This window comes from Ekhidna sp., from assembly GCF_964218185.1.
Classification (GTDB): Bacteria; Bacteroidota; Bacteroidia; order Cytophagales; family Cyclobacteriaceae; genus Ekhidna.
Genome location: NZ_CAXPLV010000007.1, coordinates 58,449 through 76,781 on the forward strand (window position 1 = coordinate 58,449; position 18,333 = coordinate 76,781).

Genomic DNA, 18,333 nt, shown 5'->3' on the forward strand with positions numbered 1-18,333 from the left:
TTTTGAACTTTATGTGGATGTCTGGGAGCTAAAAAATTCTTTTTAATCTGCCCAAAAATCATGCAACTATCCCCACCCACTTAACGTTTCGGAGTTGATTTCTACCTTAGTATAACAGGTGGACATAAATTATCAGCAAATGAAAAAATTCATCCAAGGCCTATTTCTTTCTCTCCTATTCCATGCCTCATTCAGTCAGGCGCCTACGATTGAAAAGGTGCCTCTAGATTGGCTAAATGGGGAGCAGCCTAAGTTGCTAAGCTCCATGGCTAATTCCACCTCTGTCAGAGAGGAATTAAACGGTGATAGTCGCAACCTTACCGCAATTGTGGGTGGATGGCATGCACAAGCCATTGGTCAGTATAAAGAATACATCTACGTAGCTTTTAGTGACGGAAACCTGGGAAAAGGGGGAGTGACAGTAGGCTCCAAAGAGCCAGTGGGTAAACTCTGGATCTACAATACCAAAACCAAACAGAGCCAACTTAAAGAGTTGGAAAAAGGATACCCTCACCCATGCGGTATACAGGTTACAGGGAAATACCTTACAATCACCACAGAAGCTGAGTACGGCGTGAGTCAGGCGGCACTTGGAACAAAGAGAGAGGAGCGCTCGCTAATTCAGATTTTTGATCTGGGGAAAGACCCTAATGCTACCGTGGAGGTAGCTCGAATCGCTCAGGACAAAACAAACAGTGGTGGTGCGGGATTGGCATACAGCCCGCAAATGAAATGCTGGTACATGCTGGCAGATCAAGACAATGCCAACGGTAAAGTGGTGGTGTACAAAACCGCTAACGAAAACATCAACTCATGGCAAAAGGAGCCTATTGCTCAATATCGAAGATATGGTTCGGGAGCCGGACTCAACCTTGTAACAGCATCAGACAACTCTATTTGGGGCTTATATTTTGAAAGCAACGAATATGAAGATCACAGCCTTTCCAACTATGATATTGCCGAGGATAAAGTGCGACTCTTTAAGGTGATCAATGCGGATGGTACCCCGGTTCAGAAAAGAGATGTATTCATGCAAACAGTGAACCTTGGCACACCTCGAGTAAAAGGCGCAGGTGAATTGCTAGCAAACAGACCAGGCATGCGATTTGGAGCTGGGCTGAGATTTGAGAACGGAAAACTGGAATTGCTAACATGCCAACGCAACATGGACAAAGCATTCAAAATAGATCGTGTAGAGCTAAAAGACGGCTCACGCTCGCAGGTAGTCTTTATGAATTTAGCTACAGCTAAAGGGGAATTTACTGGCTCTTCAATGAGCAATAAAGCTCAGACCCTCAACGTGCAAAAGCTGCAATCAGAAACCTGGAGTAGCGTCATGCAGCCACCGGTAAAAGGGAGTCTAAAATACCTCTCTCAACAGAGCGTTTCATCCGGACTTGGCAGCTTGAAAAACATGACAGCTATGTCCGAGGCATTCAGTGGCCAATCAAGCGCCCCACTGGTCTTGTACTATCTGCACGGCAAAAGTGATGTGAAGGGACAGATGGTAGAGTTTTATGCGAAGAAGAGCTCTGATAAAATGATGAACTAGAATTTCTCCTCTACCCCTAGACCAAATAAAGCAAAATCGTATTTGACTGGATCCTGAGGGTCCAGTCTTTTTAAGTTCTCAGTCAGCTCAACAGCTGTTTGCCAATCGGTTTGTTTGCGCTTGATGAGACGAAGTTTACGAGCCACCCTATCCACATGCAGGTCGCATGGGCAGATAAGCTGCTCGGGTTTAATTCTCTTCCAGATACCAAAATCCACTCCCTTATCATCGTCACGCACCATCCAGCGCAAGAACATATTGATCCGCTTGCAGGCAGATTTTCTTAAAGGATTGGGTATATGCTTATAGGTACGAATTGGATGATCGGGTAATGAAAAGAACAACTCAAAAAAGTGAGTGAGCCTGATCTCCATGGATGCCTCCTCACCCAGTGATACTGTAAATGCTTCCTCCAGTGACTCATGTTGCTCATAAAACCATCGAAAAAAATGCAGAAAATAGAGTGCGTCAGTACTGTTAAACGTACGATGCTTGAAATTGAGGAATGGCTTTAAATCTGATTCTGAATAATTAATCAGAAAGTTATGAGGGTCATTTCCCATCAAATTTAGAAACTCCCTGCTCTTGTTAATGATTGTTTTGCGCTGACCCCATGCGAACACAGCAGCTATAAAGCCTGAAATTTCGATATCCTGTTTTTTAGTGAATTCATGGGGAATGCTGACAGGATCATTTGGGATAAATCCCGGCTGATTATATTCCTCAACCTTAGCATCAAGAAAAGATTTTAACTCCTGACGATTCACTGCTTATTGTAGGATACTTCCACCCGAGATTTTGAATCGAGAATGCCAAGTTGGTCATAGGCAGGTTGCGAAAGCCTAAGCAGTAGGTTCTTATTGAGACCTGTGTTGGGTAGTTTGCCCACTACTTTTACATGCACTACCTGATTGTTCATAAGGTTTCTCACCTCAAGGTTAGTGCCGATTGGTAAGGTTCTATGAAGAGCTAAATAGCGTGAAGTATTCATCGTTTGGATCACTGAAGCAACGCCCTCTTCATAGACTCGCTCAAATCCTTTCTCATCAATTTGAGTTCGTTTTTTCTTGGTTGGTTCGTTGAGGGTGGTTGCTTCCACCTTTGTGTTTTCCTTAAAAAAGAGTTGCTGCCCTATTTTCAGATAATCTGTTTCGAGACCATTCCAAAGTTTCAGGCTATCCATACTTACACCAATTTTTCTAGCGATGGTCGATAATGTTTCCCCTGTTTGAACCAGGTATTTCTCAAAGCTTACGAGGGGATCTGCATCTTCTGCAGAAACAGAATCCTTCACCACCTTTTCAATGTCTTTGGGCTGATCCACCGGCTTTGGCTGTAATTCAATTTTCTCATTATTTATCACTGCATCCTGGCTCAGCTTCAGCTGCATGCCCGGCGAAATCGCATTGTCGGGAAGATTATTCCACCTCCTCAAATCCTTCAATTTCACATCGTGCATCTTAGAAATGCTATAAAGGGTCTCCCCAAGCTGAACAATATGGACACCCTCCGCAGAAGAAACTTTCTCAACAACGATCGCCTGAACTGGCTTTTCGTTTTCTACCAGCACATAAAGGGTCTGACCAATCTCAATGCGATTATCTACAATCTGATTGTGCTTAATGATCCCAATCACCGATCCTCCATATCGCCTGGCAATGGAGTAGATCGTTTCCTTCTCCTCCACTTCGTGAATGACGAACAGGCCCTCATCCCGACGCTCTACCCCTACACTATCTGTAGGATTGGCAAACGTCATGATCGTCATCAGGAAACTACCCAGGAAACACACAAACTTCATTTCGATCTTTTATAAAAATTAATTGCTCTTGAAATACAAAAAATGAGCCAGAAGAAAATCCCTTCATTTGCTCATCCTGCTTCACCTTCCAAACCTTCTTTCCATCTTGAAGAAGCAGAATAAATCTATCAAAACCATTACCAGAACGAAGATAGTAGCTGATTATGATTTTATCATCCCACTCCAGATACTCACAAGATAGTGGAAGCTCCATAGACAAAAAATCAGCTACTGTCTTATGATAGGAACCACCATGCTCGTAGATATGTGGGTGTTTCAATTCCTTTTTAAGGTTCGGCAACTCTTCAATACCTTCACGATTTCCATCATCCCACGATAGCTTAAAATACTTCTTATTCGTTGGATCATTCTGATCCCTATATTCAACGAAATACAGATTTCCATCCACAACCTCAATCAATTGTGTCCACCAAGCCAAATCAAAGGTTTTAGAAGTAACTTTTAGAGATATCAGGTCAAACTCAATTACATGAATACTTTGATCTTGTTGCCCTCTCACATCCAGATAGATCAAAGTGTTACGTTCATCAATTGCAGTATTCCAAATCTGTCCATCAAGCTTTACACACGAAATTGAGTCCGGAATCATTATGAGTGAAAGAAATTTAATCGCCGATCATTTTTAGGATAACTTTAGCCTCTGAACGACTGTTTCAAAGTTGAGACTTTTGTTGTGATTTTAGTAATCAATTATGAGAAAACTGTTTGCGATAGCTGGCTTTGTTTTTTGTGGTCTTCTTTGGGCTCAGGAAAAGGAAAGACCGTTGGTTTTACACTTAAAAATCAACGATGTAATCGATCCGCGCACCAACAGATATTCAGAGCTGGGACTGGAAAAAGCTAAGGAGCTAGATGCTGATTATGTAATTCTGGAGCTAGATACCTATGGAGGTGCTCTGAATGATGCGGATGACATCCGAACCAGAATTCTAAATTTTGACAGACCGATTTATACATACATCAATAAAGATGCTGCCTCCGCCGGCGCACTAATTTCGATTGCATGCGACAGTATATACATGGCCAAAGGCTCCAGCATCGGGGCGGCTACCGTGGTAACTCAGGATGGAGCAGCTGCTCCAGATAAATATCAGTCTTACATGCGTTCAATCATGCGATCTACTGCAGAAGCCAAAGGCAGAAATCCAAGAATGGCAGAGGCTATGGTTGATGAAGATATTGATCTGGACAGCATTGCGACAGAAGGAAAAATTTTGACCTTATCTACTTCAGAGGCTATCAAATACGGTTTCTGCGAAGCTGAGGTGAACAGTATTGATGATATCATGAAGCGATCCGGGGTTGAAGATTATGAATTACAAGAGTTCAAATTGGGCACCACTGAAAAAATTATTTCACTTTTCTTGAATCCTTTCGTTAGTGGTATACTTATTCTCATCATTATTGGAGGCATCTACTTTGAGCTGCAGACACCCGGAGTTGGCTTCCCGATTTTGGCTTCTTTGGTAGCCATCATCCTGTACTTTGTCCCCAACTATCTGAATGGACTTGCTGAGAATTGGGAGATCATCCTATTTGTAGTTGGGATCATACTTATCGGGCTGGAAGTTTTCGTTATACCTGGTTTTGGGGTGGCAGGTGTTCTGGGGTTGATCTGTACACTGGGATCTCTGGTGCTGGTAATGCTCAACAATGACATGTTTGATTTTTCGTTTGTGGGCGAGCAGGAAATTTTCGTATCGGTGACCACCGTCCTAGCAGGAATGATGGGCGCCATTATAGTCATGTTTTTTGGAGGTGCCCGATTGATCAACAGCAATGTATTCAAACGAATTGCTCTGCAGGATGTACAAGATTCAGAGCAGGGATTTACCTCCACCTTCTATAAGGCCAAATCTATGGTGGGCAAAAAAGGTGTCGCATACACACGGTTGAGACCGAGCGGAAAAGTGGAGATTGATGGTGAAATATATGATGCTTTTACTCGAGGGAACTTCATTGACGAAGGTGTGGAGATAGAGGTTATTTCCGACGAGGGAACAAGCTTGAAAGTAAAGGAGGCTCAATGAAACTATTCCCAACACTAATCTGGACATTCACCATTCTGGCGTTTGTTTTTCTTTTCTTCTCCCTGAGGACAGAAACCGATCAAATCCTTTATAGTTTTATAGCGCTCGGCATGTGGGGAGTGGCATTTTTACTCAACAAGTTCAAACCAGGTGAAAAAGAGAAGGAAACATAAAGCCTGCCTCAATTGCGGCGAGCTCCTCAATCAAAAACATAATTATTGTCCAAACTGTGGCCAGGAAAACACCGACCACCACGTAAGCATTGGCTTGCTTATGAGGGAGTTTACATCCAACTTCTTCTCGCTGGATTCCCGATTTGCACACACATTCAAGCCCTTTCTTTTCAATCCTGGCAAAATCACTAATGCTTTCATTGAAGGGAAGAGGGTTTATTATGCCAATCCAATCAGGTGGTACCTGGTCATCAGCATTTTTCATTTCTTCTTTATGGCCAAGATGTTTGAGCCTACGGTTCAGGACAAAAAACAAAGGGTCTTTCAGGAGGGAGATTCCCAAACTTTGACCGATATTGAATTTGATAGCCTATACAACTTGCCGGATACTTCGAAACAGCTGGTTTTTGGAGAAAATTGGCCCTTAAGTAGCAATCAATACAGACTCAGCAGACACTTGATAGAAACAACCTCTCTGGATGCAAAGGGCATCATGGATTCGCTTAAGATGAGTGATTACTCAACGTTTAGAAAGTTGGCAATTGAAAAAAGTGTCAAGATAAGTCAGGAAACCAAGGCCTCATTAAACTCCTATATCATGCGGCAGATACCGCTGATCATTTTTTTTATTTTACCCATTTATGCCTTTCTTCTAAAGCTATTCTTTTGGCGGAAGGGGCTGTACATTAAGCACTTAATACACTCAATTCATATCCACTCATTCTACTTTTTCTTGCTTGGATGGGTATGGGTATTTTCACTTTTGATAGATGATTTTGAAGATTTCGGACTGCCTATCAGTCTAATCATAACCTCAGTCTACATTGCTGTAAGCTTTAAGAATGTTTATGGTGTAAAAATCATTTGGAGTTCGCTGAGACTATTGATGATTGGATTTATTTACACGATCATCATTTCATTCTCGTTACTTATTGGCGTATTGTTATCCCTGGCTTTGTTTTAGGAAATCGTCAAACGAACTCACAATCTTTTTCACTTCCTCATCCCCAATGCAATTGGAAATGAATAGAGTCTCAAACTGTGATGGTGCGAGATAAATACCATTTTCCAGCATAAATCTGAAATACTTCCCGAACAGCTCAGTATTGCATGTTTTGGCTGTTTCAAAGTCAACCACTTCCTTGTCAGTGAAAAACAAACTGATCATGCTACCGATCTGATTCATGGTATAGTTCAGTTTGTGTTTCTTCAGTACTTTTTCATAGCCACTTAAGATTTTCTTTGTGGTCTTTTCCAGATTGGTATAAACTTCCGGATGGTCATCCAGATAGCTTAGCTGCGCAAACCCAGCTGCCATAGCAACGGGATTGCCCGAAAGAGTACCAGCTTGATAAACAGGCCCGGAAGGTGACACAAAATCCATAACGTCTTTTCGTCCACCATAGGCTCCTACCGGCATTCCCGCTCCAATGATTTTACCAAGAGTGGTCAAATCAGGTCGTACATTATATACCTCCTGCGCACCTCCTTTTGCCAGACGAAATCCAGTCATCACTTCATCGAAGATCAGAAGAATACCATCTTCATCGCAAACGGATCGCAAACCTTCCAAAAATCCATCCTTGGGCAGTACACAACCCATATTACCAGGGACCGGCTCCACAATGATGGCGGCAATTTCTCCTTTATTGGAAGCTACTACTTCCTTCACTTTTTCAAGATCGTTAAACGGAGCAAGCAATGTGTCCTGAGCTGTTCCTTTAGTCACTCCCGGGCTATCCGGAGAGCCCATGGTCATAGCCCCACTTCCGGCAGCTATCAAAAATGAATCACCGTGACCATGATAGCAGCCTTCAAATTTCAGAACTTTATCTCGTTTTGTAAATCCACGTGCCAGTCGAATGGCTGACATGGTAGCTTCAGTACCAGAGTTTACCATTCTTACCTTCTCAATAGAAGGTACCATTTCAGTAATCAATTCAGCAAGTTCCACTTCCATTCTGCTGGGTGCTCCAAAAGAAGGAGAGCCAATCACCGCTTTGAAAATCGCCTCCTCAATTTGCTTATTAGCGTGACCAAGGATCATTGGCCCCCAGCTATTGATCAGGTCAATGTAGGAGTTTCCGTCCTCATCATACATGTAAGCGCCCTCAGCCTTAGCAAAAAAAATAGGGTCTCCCCCTACTGCTTTAAAAGCCCGTACCGGAGAATTTACCCCTCCGGGTATATAATCTTTCGCTCGCTCAAAAAGCTCTCTGCTAGTCTCTATCTTCATCAATTGTTTCTTTTTCCGTATTCTGATTTTTCAGTTCCAAATTTCTCAGTGTAGTGATCGGCACCACTTGATTGTCCTTATAAACACCGTATTTCACACCTTCCATGACATAGCCGGGGCGAAAATTTCCATCAGACCAACCACGCTGGAAATAGATACCATGCTCATCCAGCATCTTACCTAGATGCCACATCAATTCATATCCATATAGATGATACTCACTTGGTTCCTTCCCTATGGTTCGGATGAACTTCGATCTCAGTCGGTCATAATTAACACTTTCAACATCGTAATAAGAAGGACTCAGAAAATCTACCTGTAGGCGCTCTAGCTGTGAATATGACACCAAAGAGAAATCCAGCCAATCTTCATACCCGATGAGACCAATACTGTCGCTCCTAACCTCCACCATACTTATAAAGTTGTTGGCTAACAAATTGCTGGAAGTAGCCGCAAATATGTGACCTATGCTATCCGGCTGCACTTTAAATTTCACCTCGTACGATTCAATCACATCCTGTCCACTTGCATCACGGATGATTCTGCCTGTCACTTCATTTCTCAAACTTCGAGTACGAACAATCCTACCTGGTAACCTTGCTATCGAATCAATCTCGGACTGGCGATACATGGTATCCAATCGAACTTCGTATTGTTCTGTAAAGTCCTTTTGAATTTGCTGCGCATCTTCGTTAGTTAGTCGCTCAAACCGAACCACAAAAAAGCTGTCTCTCTCTATTGTTTCCCTGTAGGCATTGGCCACAATGCTGTCCCGATCTGTTTCGTAGAAAATGAAAAGCTTTTTGTTGTCTGTAAACTTCTGAGCTGCAAACTTGGCTGCCTCCCTGCCTTGCGTACTATAGGAGGGCTTGAACAAATAAGAATATGGATTATCCCCAATTACTTCTTCATTTGAAGATACAGGATTGATCATGGTCACCTTATTTTCTTTGGAAAACTGGCTGATATAATTAAGAGGACCAGGATACAATGGGCCAACTATCACATCCGCATTGTCAAGCTTTTTGCTCTGCACCAACTCATAGCTTGTTGATCCCTTTTTTTGTGTATCAAATGGGAATAAATTGAGCTTTATTCTTTCCTTATCCAACAGCTCTCGTTGTGCTAATTCCATTCCCTGATACAGGTCGAAAATGATAGAGTTCCTGATAACAGTCTGGGGATTCCCCAATGACTCGTACATAAAGGGAAGCACTACAGCTACGGCATATTCATCTTTCTTAATCACAGGAAGGCTTTCGTCTCCCCCCAACTCCAGATCAAACTTTTCAGCGAGCTCGATCATCATAAACTGATCGCGCTCGTCATATGGCTGATCCTTAATGGCTTTCAGGTAAAATTCCGCAATACTTTTGTTGTTTGGATTGAGTGCATAGGCCGAATCTAAGGCTGAAAGAGACATTTTACCTATGTACGTATTTATCAGAAAACTTTTCCAATCTTCCGGTAGTGATTCTGCCTCTCTAAACGCTTGCCAGAGTTTACCCTGATCAAAGGCAACATACGCCAGCCAAAAATCAACTTCTTGCTGTTTGTCCCAATCAGGATACTTCACCCTGATCTGCTTCCACATATCTTCCGCCACTTTAGGCTGATCGAGTTTCAATGCGGAAAGGGCATAATAAAACGAAGCATACTCCCCAAAAACATCATCGTTGCTCAAATAATGAAAAGCCTGCATTGCTTCTCGATAGTTTCCTAACGAAAATTGACGCTTGGCTTCCAGGTACTCCCCCTGATTGGACTGAGCGGAACCAATTAGAAATGCAAAAAATAAAAGACTAAAAAAGATTGATCTCACGGCTGATTCTTTATTTCCAAAGCTAACGATTATTCCCACTCAATAGTGGCAGGTGGCTTGGAGCTGATATCATAAACTACTCGGTTTACTCCTTTTACCTGATTGATGATCTTATTCGAAACTCTTCCTAAAAATTCATAAGGCAAATGCACCCAGTCAGCAGTCATCCCATCAAGGCTAGCTACTGCTCTGAGAGCAACCACATTTTCGTAGGTTCTTTCATCACCCATTACTCCTACTGACTGAACAGGCAGCAACATTGCACCTGCCTGCCAAACTTCATCATAGAGTCCCTCTTCTTTCAATCCATTGATGAAAATGGCGTCCACATCCTGAAGAATTCTCACCTTCTCGGCAGTAACGTCACTTAGAATCCTGATGCCCAATCCTGGTCCTGGGAATGGGTGACGACCTAAAATAAAATCAGGAATTTCGAGTGTTTTACCTACGTTTCTTACTTCGTCTTTGAAAAGCGTGTTGAGTGGCTCCACCACTTTCAGGTTCATTTTATCAGGCAGTCCACCAACATTGTGGTGAGACTTGATGGTCACTGAAGGGCCATTGACTGATACAGATTCAATCACATCGGGGTAGATAGTACCCTGCCCCAGCCACTTTACATCTTTGATACTTTTTGCCTCCTCATCAAATACCTCAATAAAAACTCTTCCGATAATTTTTCGCTTTTTCTCAGGATCACTCTCACCTTTCAATTCATTGTAAAAACGAGACTTGGCGTCTACTCCTTTTACATTTAGTCCAAGACCCTCGTAGGACTTTAGTACATCTTCAAATTCATTTTTCCTGAGAAGTCCATTGTCCACAAAAATGCAGTAGAGGTTTTTTCCTATGGCCTGATGAATGAGCATTGCAGCTACTGAAGAATCTACTCCACCTGAAAGTCCCAGGACTACCTTATCATCTCCAAGTTGCTCCTTTAGCTGAGCTACTGTCTCCTCAACAAAGATATCTGGCGTCCAATCCTGAGATGCCTTGCAGATATGAACAACGAAGTTTCGAAGGACTACTTTCCCCTGAATACTGTGGGTAACCTCCGGGTGAAACTGAATGCCGTAAACAGGCTTATCTTTGATTTTATATGCTGCTACCGGTATGGATTCTGTAGCTGATATAAGCTGAAAATTTTCGGGCAAGTTGGTAATTGTATCTCCATGAGACATCCAAACCTGAGAACCTATTTCTACCTCTTTCAGCAGGTCAAAATGTGAATCAACTGTTTTTAGATTTGCCCTGCCGTACTCTCTGTGATTCGATTTAGCTACTGTCCCACCGTTTTTTTGAACGAGAAGCTGTGCTCCGTAGCAAATTCCTAATACTGGCAAATCTCCGAGATCATCCATATTCATATCGGGCGAGCCTTCATCCAGTACCGAGCATGGACCTCCTGAAAGGATCACTCCTTTTACATCGGGAGTAATTTCAAACTTGCTAAACGGATGAATCTCACAGTAGACATTTAGCTCTCTCACTCTTCTGGCGATGAGTTGGGTGTATTGAGAACCAAAATCAAGGATCAGGATTTTATCTTGCATGGCCGCAAAATTACAGGCTTAAAGCCATACTGTTTGCCTGATCTTTTATCGAAAATTCACATAACAATGCAAACGATTTAACTCTGGAATAATTTTGGTTTAATACCTTCACGTTTTTTAGGAAAAACTGCTATGAAAAAACTCTTGTCTATACTCTTAATTCTCCTCATTAATAGCCTTCAAGCTCAGGAAAAGCCAAGATTGGTGGTAGGTATCGTTGTTGATCAAATGCGCTATGACTATATCTCCCGCTATTACAATGATTTTGAAGAAGGAGGATTTAAAAGATTAGTGGAAGATGGATTTTTATTCAGAAATGCGCACTACAACTACATCCCCACCAAAACAGGCCCGGGACATACGTCCATTTTTACCGGTACAACACCTTCTCGCCACGGAATTGTTGGAAATGACTGGTATGTGCCATCGATTGATCGGAAGTTCAACTGCGTTGAAGACACCACTGCATCTGTGGTCGGGGGTACATCAAATGGAGAGGTGTCTCCCAGAAATGTAAAGACCACCACAATAACAGATGAACTTAGACTTTTTTACAACTTCAATGCCAAGGTGGTTGGCATTTCGCTGAAAGACCGTGGTGCTGCCATACCCGCAGGACACAACCCAACAGGGGCTTATTGGTACGATCTGGAGAGTGGAAACATGATCACAAGTACCTACTACCGAAATGATTTACCTGACTGGGTGAAAGAATACAATAAGCTAAACAGACCGACTCAGTTTTTGAGCGAAAAGTGGGATTTACTGAGAAGACCTGAAGTGTACAATGAAAGCATCGAGGATGAAAATCCTTATGAACAGGAGCTTAGAAAAGGACTGGGAGTGACATTCCCTCACGATCTACCAAAACACAAAAAAGACAATTCATTGCTGAAGTACACGCCTTTTACCAATACGCTGGTGAAAGAAGTTTCCATGCGAGCTGTGACAGGTGAAAAAATGGGAATGGATACCATACCAGATTTTTTGACGATGAGCTTTTCAGCGACTGATGATATTGGACACAAATTTGGCCCCCGGTCTATGGAGGTTCAAGACACTTACTTAAGGCTAGATCGGGAGATTAGTGAGTTCTTAAATTTTCTGGATGAAACTGTTGGTGAAGGAAAATACCTGGTCTTTCTCTCGGCAGATCATGGAGCTACCGACGTGCCTGCCTATATGTACAAAAACAAAATGCCATCTGGCTATCACAACAATGGATATATCAAGTCTATTTTGAATGATGATCTGGTAAAAAAATACGGTGATGGAAAATGGATCAGCTATATAATCAATGAGCAGGTTTATCTGAATCACGAGTTGATAGAAAGTAAAAATCTCAGCCTGAAGGAGGTTAAAGATCAGGTGATCAGCACATTGACCAAAGAAGATTATGTGGTAGAGGCATTTGACGCTGATATGGTAGCCATGAGAATGTTTACAGACCCCATGCTTGTCCGCTTGCAAAACGGATATGACAATAAGCGTTGTGGTGATATTCTTTACATACTATCACCAAGTGACCTCAATGATGCATGGGGCAGACAAGGCACAGATCATCGTACACCTTATACCTACGACACACATATTCCGATCATTTTTTATGGAGCCGGAATTAAAAAAGGAACAAGCTTTAGACCTGTCTCAATCACAGACATAGCACCTTCACTCTCCATGCTTTTAAATATCGCACTTCCTAGTGGAGCCTCTGGCGATCCGTTGATTGAGTTGTTTGATTAAAACTATTTGACTCAACATCAGTATAATTGAGTCTATGAGAAAACTTTGGATTCTTCTGTTGATAGGGACATTGAGTGCCTCAGCCCAGCCAGTAAAAATCGCTAAACTTAAATACGATGGAGGTGGTGACTGGTATGCAAATAAAACAGCCCTGCCTAACCTCATTGAGTTTTGCAACGAGCAAATAAATACTAACCTGGCACTCTCAGAAGATGTGGTGAGTGTAGGTAGTCCTGATCTATACCTCTACCCGTATGTCTACATGACTGGGCACGGAAACGTGGTTTTTAATAATGCTCAGGCTGAAAACCTAAGAAGCTATCTCACCTCTGGTGGCTTTCTCCATATAGACGATAACTACGGACTGGATCAGTTTGTACGAATGGAAATGAAAAAAGTCTTTCCCGAGTTAGAGTTCGTCGAGATACCATTTGATCACCCTATTTACCATCAAAAGTTCGATTTTGATGATGGGCTACCCAAGATTCATCAGCATGATGGAAAGCCTCCAAAGGGTTATGGAATTATCTATGAAGGCAGATTGGTTTGTTTTTATTCTTATGAATCAGATTTGGGGAATGGATGGGAAGATCAGTCAGTTTACAATGATCCGCAAGCCATTCGTCTGGAGGCACTAAAAATGGGTGCCAATATCATTTCTTATGCTTTCACAGCTGAGTTGTAAACAAGGAAGCCCCAATCCTCCGAAGAGTCATGGGGCAATTAACCTACCTGAAGAATTATATTCTATCGCTCTCCTCTAGGCTCAATAGTTTTTGTAAATGTTTCTCCATTGAGTGTTATGGTCACTTCATTGTCGCACGCTCCATCTCCATAGTCGATCACTGCAACATTATCACCAAAGGTCACCTGCTTGATACCCGCCACAGGAATAAACACTCTGCTTGCTCTACATGATCTCTTGAAAATTAGTGTCTCAAGAATCTCAATTTCGTATCTCACATCTCTGCGGTTAGATCCATTTGCTTCGCCATCTACATGCCACTCATCATTCAAGGGATTGCTGGCTCTGATCCATGTTTTTACATGCTCAGCGTCTCTAGTAGCTGTGGTTCCATCAGGGAATGAAAGCTTTCCCCCCACCAACTCAATGCTAAACGTAGGATCGTCTTCAAGGCTTTCAGAAATATTAGTGAGTGTTCTAGTGCCTTCTACGTGCACTTCATCAATGTAAAAGTCTTCAAGCGTGATAATTCTATAAGCGCCGGGTATCAGTTTTCTTTCATTATACTCGATGATGATTTTTCCTTTCAAAATCCTTCCTCCTCTAATTTCACAGCCATCACCATAATCAATGGTTATCGTTTTATTCTCCTGATCATGCGTCACATCCGCACAGTCAAGGATTTCATCACGCTCTACTCTGCCTGATTCATCGGTAAAGGCCACACCAGCTTCGGCAATCATGTCAATATCTTCATAATTGGACTCAAGTGCTGCGTCAGCTTCCGCATCCATTTCTTCCAGGATGTCACTCGTCCCAACTTCTTCATCCTTACTACATGAGGTCAAAAAAGTAGCAAAGGCAATCGCGGTAATAAATAGTAGCTTTTTCATAATCGTATTATCAGTATTAGTTTTCAAATGATTTGCACCTTTGACAGCTCCTCTGTCCGATGGTTTAATCGAAAAGAAAAAATTTCTGAAGTAAGTGTTTCTTGATTACGTATTATTGTATAGTCGTATAATCCTATCATCACAACCATGCGCACCTATCGACATCTTTTTGTTTTATCACTTTTTTTGCTTTCAACCACATGTATATATGCTCAGGGCTGTAGCGATGCAGGCTTTTGCACCATGGGTGCCATGAAGCCGGACCAGAATTATAGCAAGCGAATAGCCATTAAACTCCGGTCTATTGAGTTTAATTACTATAAAGGAACTAGCTTATTGACCCCCATCATCTATGCCGCCACAATAGATTTCAATCTTGGGATAAATGATTACAGTTCATTCCAAATTAAGTTACCATATCAATGGGTAAATGGAACACTTGGAGAAACTGCCGGACTAGGTGATATTTCAATGAGCTACACACGGCTGTTAAAATCTTCGGAGAAGTGGAACATCAATGGCACCCTTGGAGCCAAGATACCTACAAACGATGCAAACAAAACAGTCAATAATGAACATACAGGAGGAGTGGATGCTCCCATTCACATGTACTATCAGCAAAGTCTTGGCTCATATGATGCTATCGCGGGCATCTCTGCCATAAGTAGAAACTGGCTCTTTGCAACCGGTATACAGATCCCACTGACTAGAAATGGCAATCAATTCCTATGGAGTGGATTTCCTAATTATCCAGACAGAGAATACATTGAACAATACAACGTTGGTCACAATCTTTTAAGAGGTATTGATGTGATGCTGAGAGTAGAAAAAAACTGGCGCTTCACCAACTTTAACTTTTCACTTGGAGCCCTACCAATCTACCGCATCATAAAGGATGAAGCGGAAAACACAACTACTGGCGAACGTGAAAAACTTGACAACACCACCGGTCTGGCACTTTCTATTCTTGGAAGTTTCGGGTACCACTTCGATGTAAACAATAGCATTAAGATCATCAAAGGTGTGAAACTTGTCGATCGGGACTTTAACCCCGACGGACTGACCAGAGATGAGGTGCTAAGTGTAAGCTATGTTTATAAATTCTAAATCCATGAGAAAGGTTTTTATAGCTACTACCATACTGTTTTCAATCGAGATTCAGGCACAACAGAGCCAGCTACAGCAGGCCAATTCCTTTTATCAGAATGGTGACTACTCAAATGCCTACACTCAATACAAGGAGGCCGGAGATCTGTTTTTTGCTAACCAGCAGTATCCAGACTATGTAGATTCTCACCTCAAAATGGTAAGTTGTCAGATAGAGTCAGGCGATCCATTTCATGCCAAAAGTCTGGCTGAGAATACCCTGGAATTTATTTCTTCAGACATCCCGTCGGAGCAGATTTTGAAAGCTAGATGCCTTACGCTGCTCGGGGTGAGTTACCTCAACCTTGGCAGAAATGATGACGCACTGGAACATTTGCTTGAAGCAGAGAAACACTTTTCAGATGAAGATTCAGAAGAAAAAGCTAACTGCCTGGATGCACTCGGATTGGTGTATACCAATAATGAAAACAAACAACTCGCCATCCAATATCATGAGCAGGGATTCGTGATGCGAAGAAAACTTTTCGGTTCACAATCCATAGAGGTGGCAAACTCTTACAACAACCTTGGTCGGGTTTATCTGAAGGACGACCCCTTGCAAGCATTGATTTATTTCAATCGAGCCAAAGACATTTATGAAGAGAAAATTGGAAATAGTAGTCGAAGAGCGCTGAGAGCCAATCTCAACATTGCTTTTGCAAACATGGAGCAAGGAAACTTTGACGAAGCGTTGCAACAGCTCAACAATGTGCGACTAATCTATGAAGCTACCTATCAGGAAGAACATCCCAACAAAGCTTACATACAATCTATCATTGGAAGGGTTCATCTGGAAAAGAAGGAATACGACAAAGCGCTACTCAATCAGAAGGAAGCACTTCAGATGTACATCAGCTTATTTGGTGAAAAACACCCGGATGTGGCGAACACCTATTACCTGATTGGTGAAATTCACAAAGCAAAAAGTGAGTTTAAGGTCGCTGTGGAGTTTTATCAGCGAGCGATCTACGCCAATCTTCCCGAGCAGGTATTTTCAGATATCTATGAACTGCCGAAACTCGAAAACTATTTCAATGGTGATATTCTATTAAGGACTTTGCAAGCAAAGGCGATTACTCTAGGGGCATTGCATTTCGAAAAATCTCTCAATGTAAAGGACCTAACAGGCGCGATAGCCACCTACCAAAAGTGTGATGACCTCATCACCATCATCCGTAGAAAAAGACTGAATGAACAGGATAAACTGCGGTTGGGACAAATTGCAAAAGAGGTTTATGAAAACGGCATCCAGCTATCACTTATTCTGAGTGAGCAAAGTTTCAACAGGAAGAAGCACCTTCAGACGGCTTTTGATTTTTGTGAACGAAGTAAGTCTTCGGTTCTACTTGAGGCCATTACCGAATCAAAAGCTAAGAAATTTGCCGGTATACCAGATGAGCAAATCTTGTTGGAGGATAGTCTGAAAGATGAGATATCCTATCTGGAGCAACAGTTAGCCCAGCAGGAAAACGCAGACAATCAAGAGATGAAGGATCTGCTCTTTACCTATCAAAATGCGTATAGAGACTTCATTGAAAATCTGGAAACCAACTACCCTGAATACTATCGACTGAAGTATGATCAATCCATTGCTACCGTTGCATCGGTTCAGCGGCACCTATCAGACAATTCCGCAATGCTATCCTACTTTCTCGGAGAAGACGAAATCTACATTTTTATCATTGCCAAAAAGGGAGTTCAAGCAGTCCGAAAGCCAAAGGGAGGGGATTTTGATAAACTGATATCTGGTCTTAGAAATGGCATTAAGTACAACAGTCAATCAACCTTTCTCCGAAGTGCGAAATCACTTCATACGCTACTGATTCCTAATTTATCTTCTAATATTACCGAGCTTGTCATTTTACCAGATGGTATTTTGGGAACACTTCCTTTCGAAGCTTTCGTAGAGCCTGATGATACATCTGAATCGTATGAAAACACGCAATTCCTTATTAAAAAATATCATGTCTCGTATGATTATTCTGCCACCTTGTTCAATGAACGAAAAGCGGATGACAAACAAATAAAACCTGAGATTCTACTCATAGCCCCTGTTAGTTTTGAAGACAATGAAATCAGAATGGCTACCCTGCCAGATTCAGAAAAGGAGATCGATGAAATCAGGTATTTGTTTATGGGCAGCAACTGCGAAACCAAGGTACAGACAGGGCGTGATGCCAGCGAGTCAAATTTTAAAAAGGAGAACTTGAGCAAGTACCGATACCTCCACTTCGCCACCCACGGGCTGGTCAATGAGTCGGAACCCGCCCTTTCCAGAATTTTCCTTAAGCCTGGTGATGATGAGGATGGTAGTCTCTACACGGGAGAAATCTACAACCTAAATATCGATGCTGATCTGGTGACTCTTTCAGCTTGTGAAACCGGTCTTGGAAAAGTAGCAAAGGGTGAAGGTATTGTAGGACTGAGTAGAGCCTTGCAATATGCTGGAGCAAACAACATCATTGTTTCCCTTTGGCAGGTGGTAGATGCCTCCACTGCTCAGATGATGATTGAATTTTACAAGTACAATCTCAACAACGAGCATCATGGCTACAATGCAGCGCTTCGTCAGGCCAAACTAAGCTTGCTGAGTTCTGAGCAATATGCCCGTCCTCATTACTGGGCTCCATTTATTTTGGTTGGTATGTAAGTGTATCTCAAGGTTGGCTTGTTTCTGA

15 protein-coding genes are annotated in these 18,333 nt (G+C 42.2%); 8 read left to right on the plus strand and 7 right to left on the minus strand.

Annotated features, from left to right (window positions below):
- Nucleotides 1-139: 139 nt before the first annotated feature.
- Nucleotides 140-1,552 (plus strand): hypothetical protein, encoded by a 1,413-nt coding sequence (locus tag ACEQZT_RS11810; RefSeq protein WP_370089644.1) that lies wholly within the window; start codon nucleotides 140-142, stop codon nucleotides 1,550-1,552.
- On the opposite strand, the gene ACEQZT_RS11815 is transcribed toward ACEQZT_RS11810, so the two are convergent.
- Genes ACEQZT_RS11815 through ACEQZT_RS11825 form a run of 3 tightly spaced genes read right to left on the minus strand, consistent with a single transcriptional unit; the run spans nucleotide 1,549 to nucleotide 3,963 of the window.
- Entirely contained in the window at nucleotides 1,549-2,319 is a 771-nt protein-coding gene (locus ACEQZT_RS11815) for a TIGR02757 family protein (protein WP_370089645.1), read from the minus strand. The two genes, ACEQZT_RS11810 and ACEQZT_RS11815, sit on opposite strands and share 4 nt — an antisense overlap.
- A complete protein-coding gene (locus tag ACEQZT_RS11820; RefSeq protein ID WP_370089646.1) occupies nucleotides 2,316-3,353 on the minus strand; it encodes a LysM peptidoglycan-binding domain-containing protein in 1,038 nt (345 codons plus the stop codon). Before ACEQZT_RS11820 ends, ACEQZT_RS11815 begins: the two co-directional genes overlap by 4 nt.
- Nucleotides 3,328-3,963: a hypothetical protein gene (locus tag ACEQZT_RS11825; protein WP_370089647.1), complete on the minus strand. Its 636-nt coding sequence runs from the start codon at nucleotides 3,961-3,963 to the stop codon at nucleotides 3,328-3,330. Before ACEQZT_RS11825 ends, ACEQZT_RS11820 begins: the two co-directional genes overlap by 26 nt.
- Before the next feature lie 103 nt (nucleotides 3,964-4,066).
- Here ACEQZT_RS11825 and ACEQZT_RS11830 point away from each other — a divergent pair, with 103 nt between their 5' ends.
- The 3 genes from ACEQZT_RS11830 to ACEQZT_RS11840 are packed head-to-tail and all read left to right on the plus strand — an operon-like array spanning nucleotide 4,067 to nucleotide 6,541.
- Nucleotides 4,067-5,404: a nodulation protein NfeD gene (locus ACEQZT_RS11830; RefSeq protein ID WP_370089648.1), complete on the plus strand. Its 1,338-nt coding sequence runs from the start codon at nucleotides 4,067-4,069 to the stop codon at nucleotides 5,402-5,404.
- Nucleotides 5,401-5,577, plus strand: a complete 177-nt coding sequence (locus tag ACEQZT_RS11835) for a hypothetical protein (RefSeq protein ID WP_370089649.1) — start codon at nucleotides 5,401-5,403, stop codon at nucleotides 5,575-5,577. The genes ACEQZT_RS11830 and ACEQZT_RS11835 overlap by 4 nt, the downstream gene beginning before the upstream one ends.
- Nucleotides 5,555-6,541 carry a DUF3667 domain-containing protein gene (locus tag ACEQZT_RS11840; protein ID WP_370089650.1) on the plus strand — a complete coding sequence of 329 codons (987 nt, stop codon included), beginning with the start codon at nucleotides 5,555-5,557 and terminating at the stop codon, nucleotides 6,539-6,541. The genes ACEQZT_RS11835 and ACEQZT_RS11840 overlap by 23 nt, the downstream gene beginning before the upstream one ends.
- Here the strand turns inward: ACEQZT_RS11840 and hemL are convergent.
- Genes hemL through guaA form a run of 3 tightly spaced genes read right to left on the minus strand, consistent with a single transcriptional unit; the run spans nucleotide 6,521 to nucleotide 11,188 of the window.
- The gene (gene hemL / locus ACEQZT_RS11845; RefSeq protein WP_370089651.1) at nucleotides 6,521-7,813 is read right to left on the minus strand and encodes a glutamate-1-semialdehyde 2,1-aminomutase; all 1,293 of its coding nucleotides are present in this window, start codon (nucleotides 7,811-7,813) and stop codon (nucleotides 6,521-6,523) included. The genes ACEQZT_RS11840 and hemL overlap by 21 nt on opposite strands.
- On the minus strand, nucleotides 7,797-9,635 hold the full coding sequence (locus ACEQZT_RS11850) for a hypothetical protein (protein WP_370089652.1): 1,839 nt from the start codon (nucleotides 9,633-9,635) through the stop codon (nucleotides 7,797-7,799). Before ACEQZT_RS11850 ends, hemL begins: the two co-directional genes overlap by 17 nt.
- A gap of 29 nt (nucleotides 9,636-9,664) precedes the next feature.
- Nucleotides 9,665-11,188 carry a glutamine-hydrolyzing GMP synthase gene (gene guaA / locus ACEQZT_RS11855; protein WP_370089653.1) on the minus strand — a complete coding sequence of 508 codons (1,524 nt, stop codon included), beginning with the start codon at nucleotides 11,186-11,188 and terminating at the stop codon, nucleotides 9,665-9,667.
- A 132-nt stretch (nucleotides 11,189-11,320) separates the two neighbouring features.
- Between guaA and pafA the strand changes: the two genes are divergently transcribed.
- Complete coding sequence (gene pafA, locus ACEQZT_RS11860; protein ID WP_370089654.1) at nucleotides 11,321-12,931, plus strand: alkaline phosphatase PafA; 1,611 nt, start codon at nucleotides 11,321-11,323, stop codon at nucleotides 12,929-12,931.
- A gap of 34 nt (nucleotides 12,932-12,965) precedes the next feature.
- Nucleotides 12,966-13,616 carry a DUF4159 domain-containing protein gene (locus ACEQZT_RS11865; RefSeq protein ID WP_370089655.1) on the plus strand — a complete coding sequence of 217 codons (651 nt, stop codon included), beginning with the start codon at nucleotides 12,966-12,968 and terminating at the stop codon, nucleotides 13,614-13,616.
- 62 nt (nucleotides 13,617-13,678) lie between these two features.
- Here ACEQZT_RS11865 and ACEQZT_RS11870 read toward each other — a convergent pair whose 3' ends face one another.
- Nucleotides 13,679-14,509 carry a hypothetical protein gene (locus tag ACEQZT_RS11870; RefSeq protein ID WP_370089656.1) on the minus strand — a complete coding sequence of 277 codons (831 nt, stop codon included), beginning with the start codon at nucleotides 14,507-14,509 and terminating at the stop codon, nucleotides 13,679-13,681.
- 147 nt (nucleotides 14,510-14,656) lie between these two features.
- On the opposite strand from ACEQZT_RS11870, the gene ACEQZT_RS11875 reads away from it, so the two are divergent.
- Together ACEQZT_RS11875 and ACEQZT_RS11880 are read left to right on the plus strand one after the other, a co-directional pair.
- A complete protein-coding gene (locus ACEQZT_RS11875; RefSeq protein WP_370089657.1) occupies nucleotides 14,657-15,616 on the plus strand; it encodes a hypothetical protein in 960 nt (319 codons plus the stop codon).
- A gap of 4 nt (nucleotides 15,617-15,620) precedes the next feature.
- A complete protein-coding gene (locus ACEQZT_RS11880; protein ID WP_370089658.1) occupies nucleotides 15,621-18,305 on the plus strand; it encodes a CHAT domain-containing protein in 2,685 nt (894 codons plus the stop codon).
- Nucleotides 18,306-18,333 lie beyond the last annotated feature (28 nt).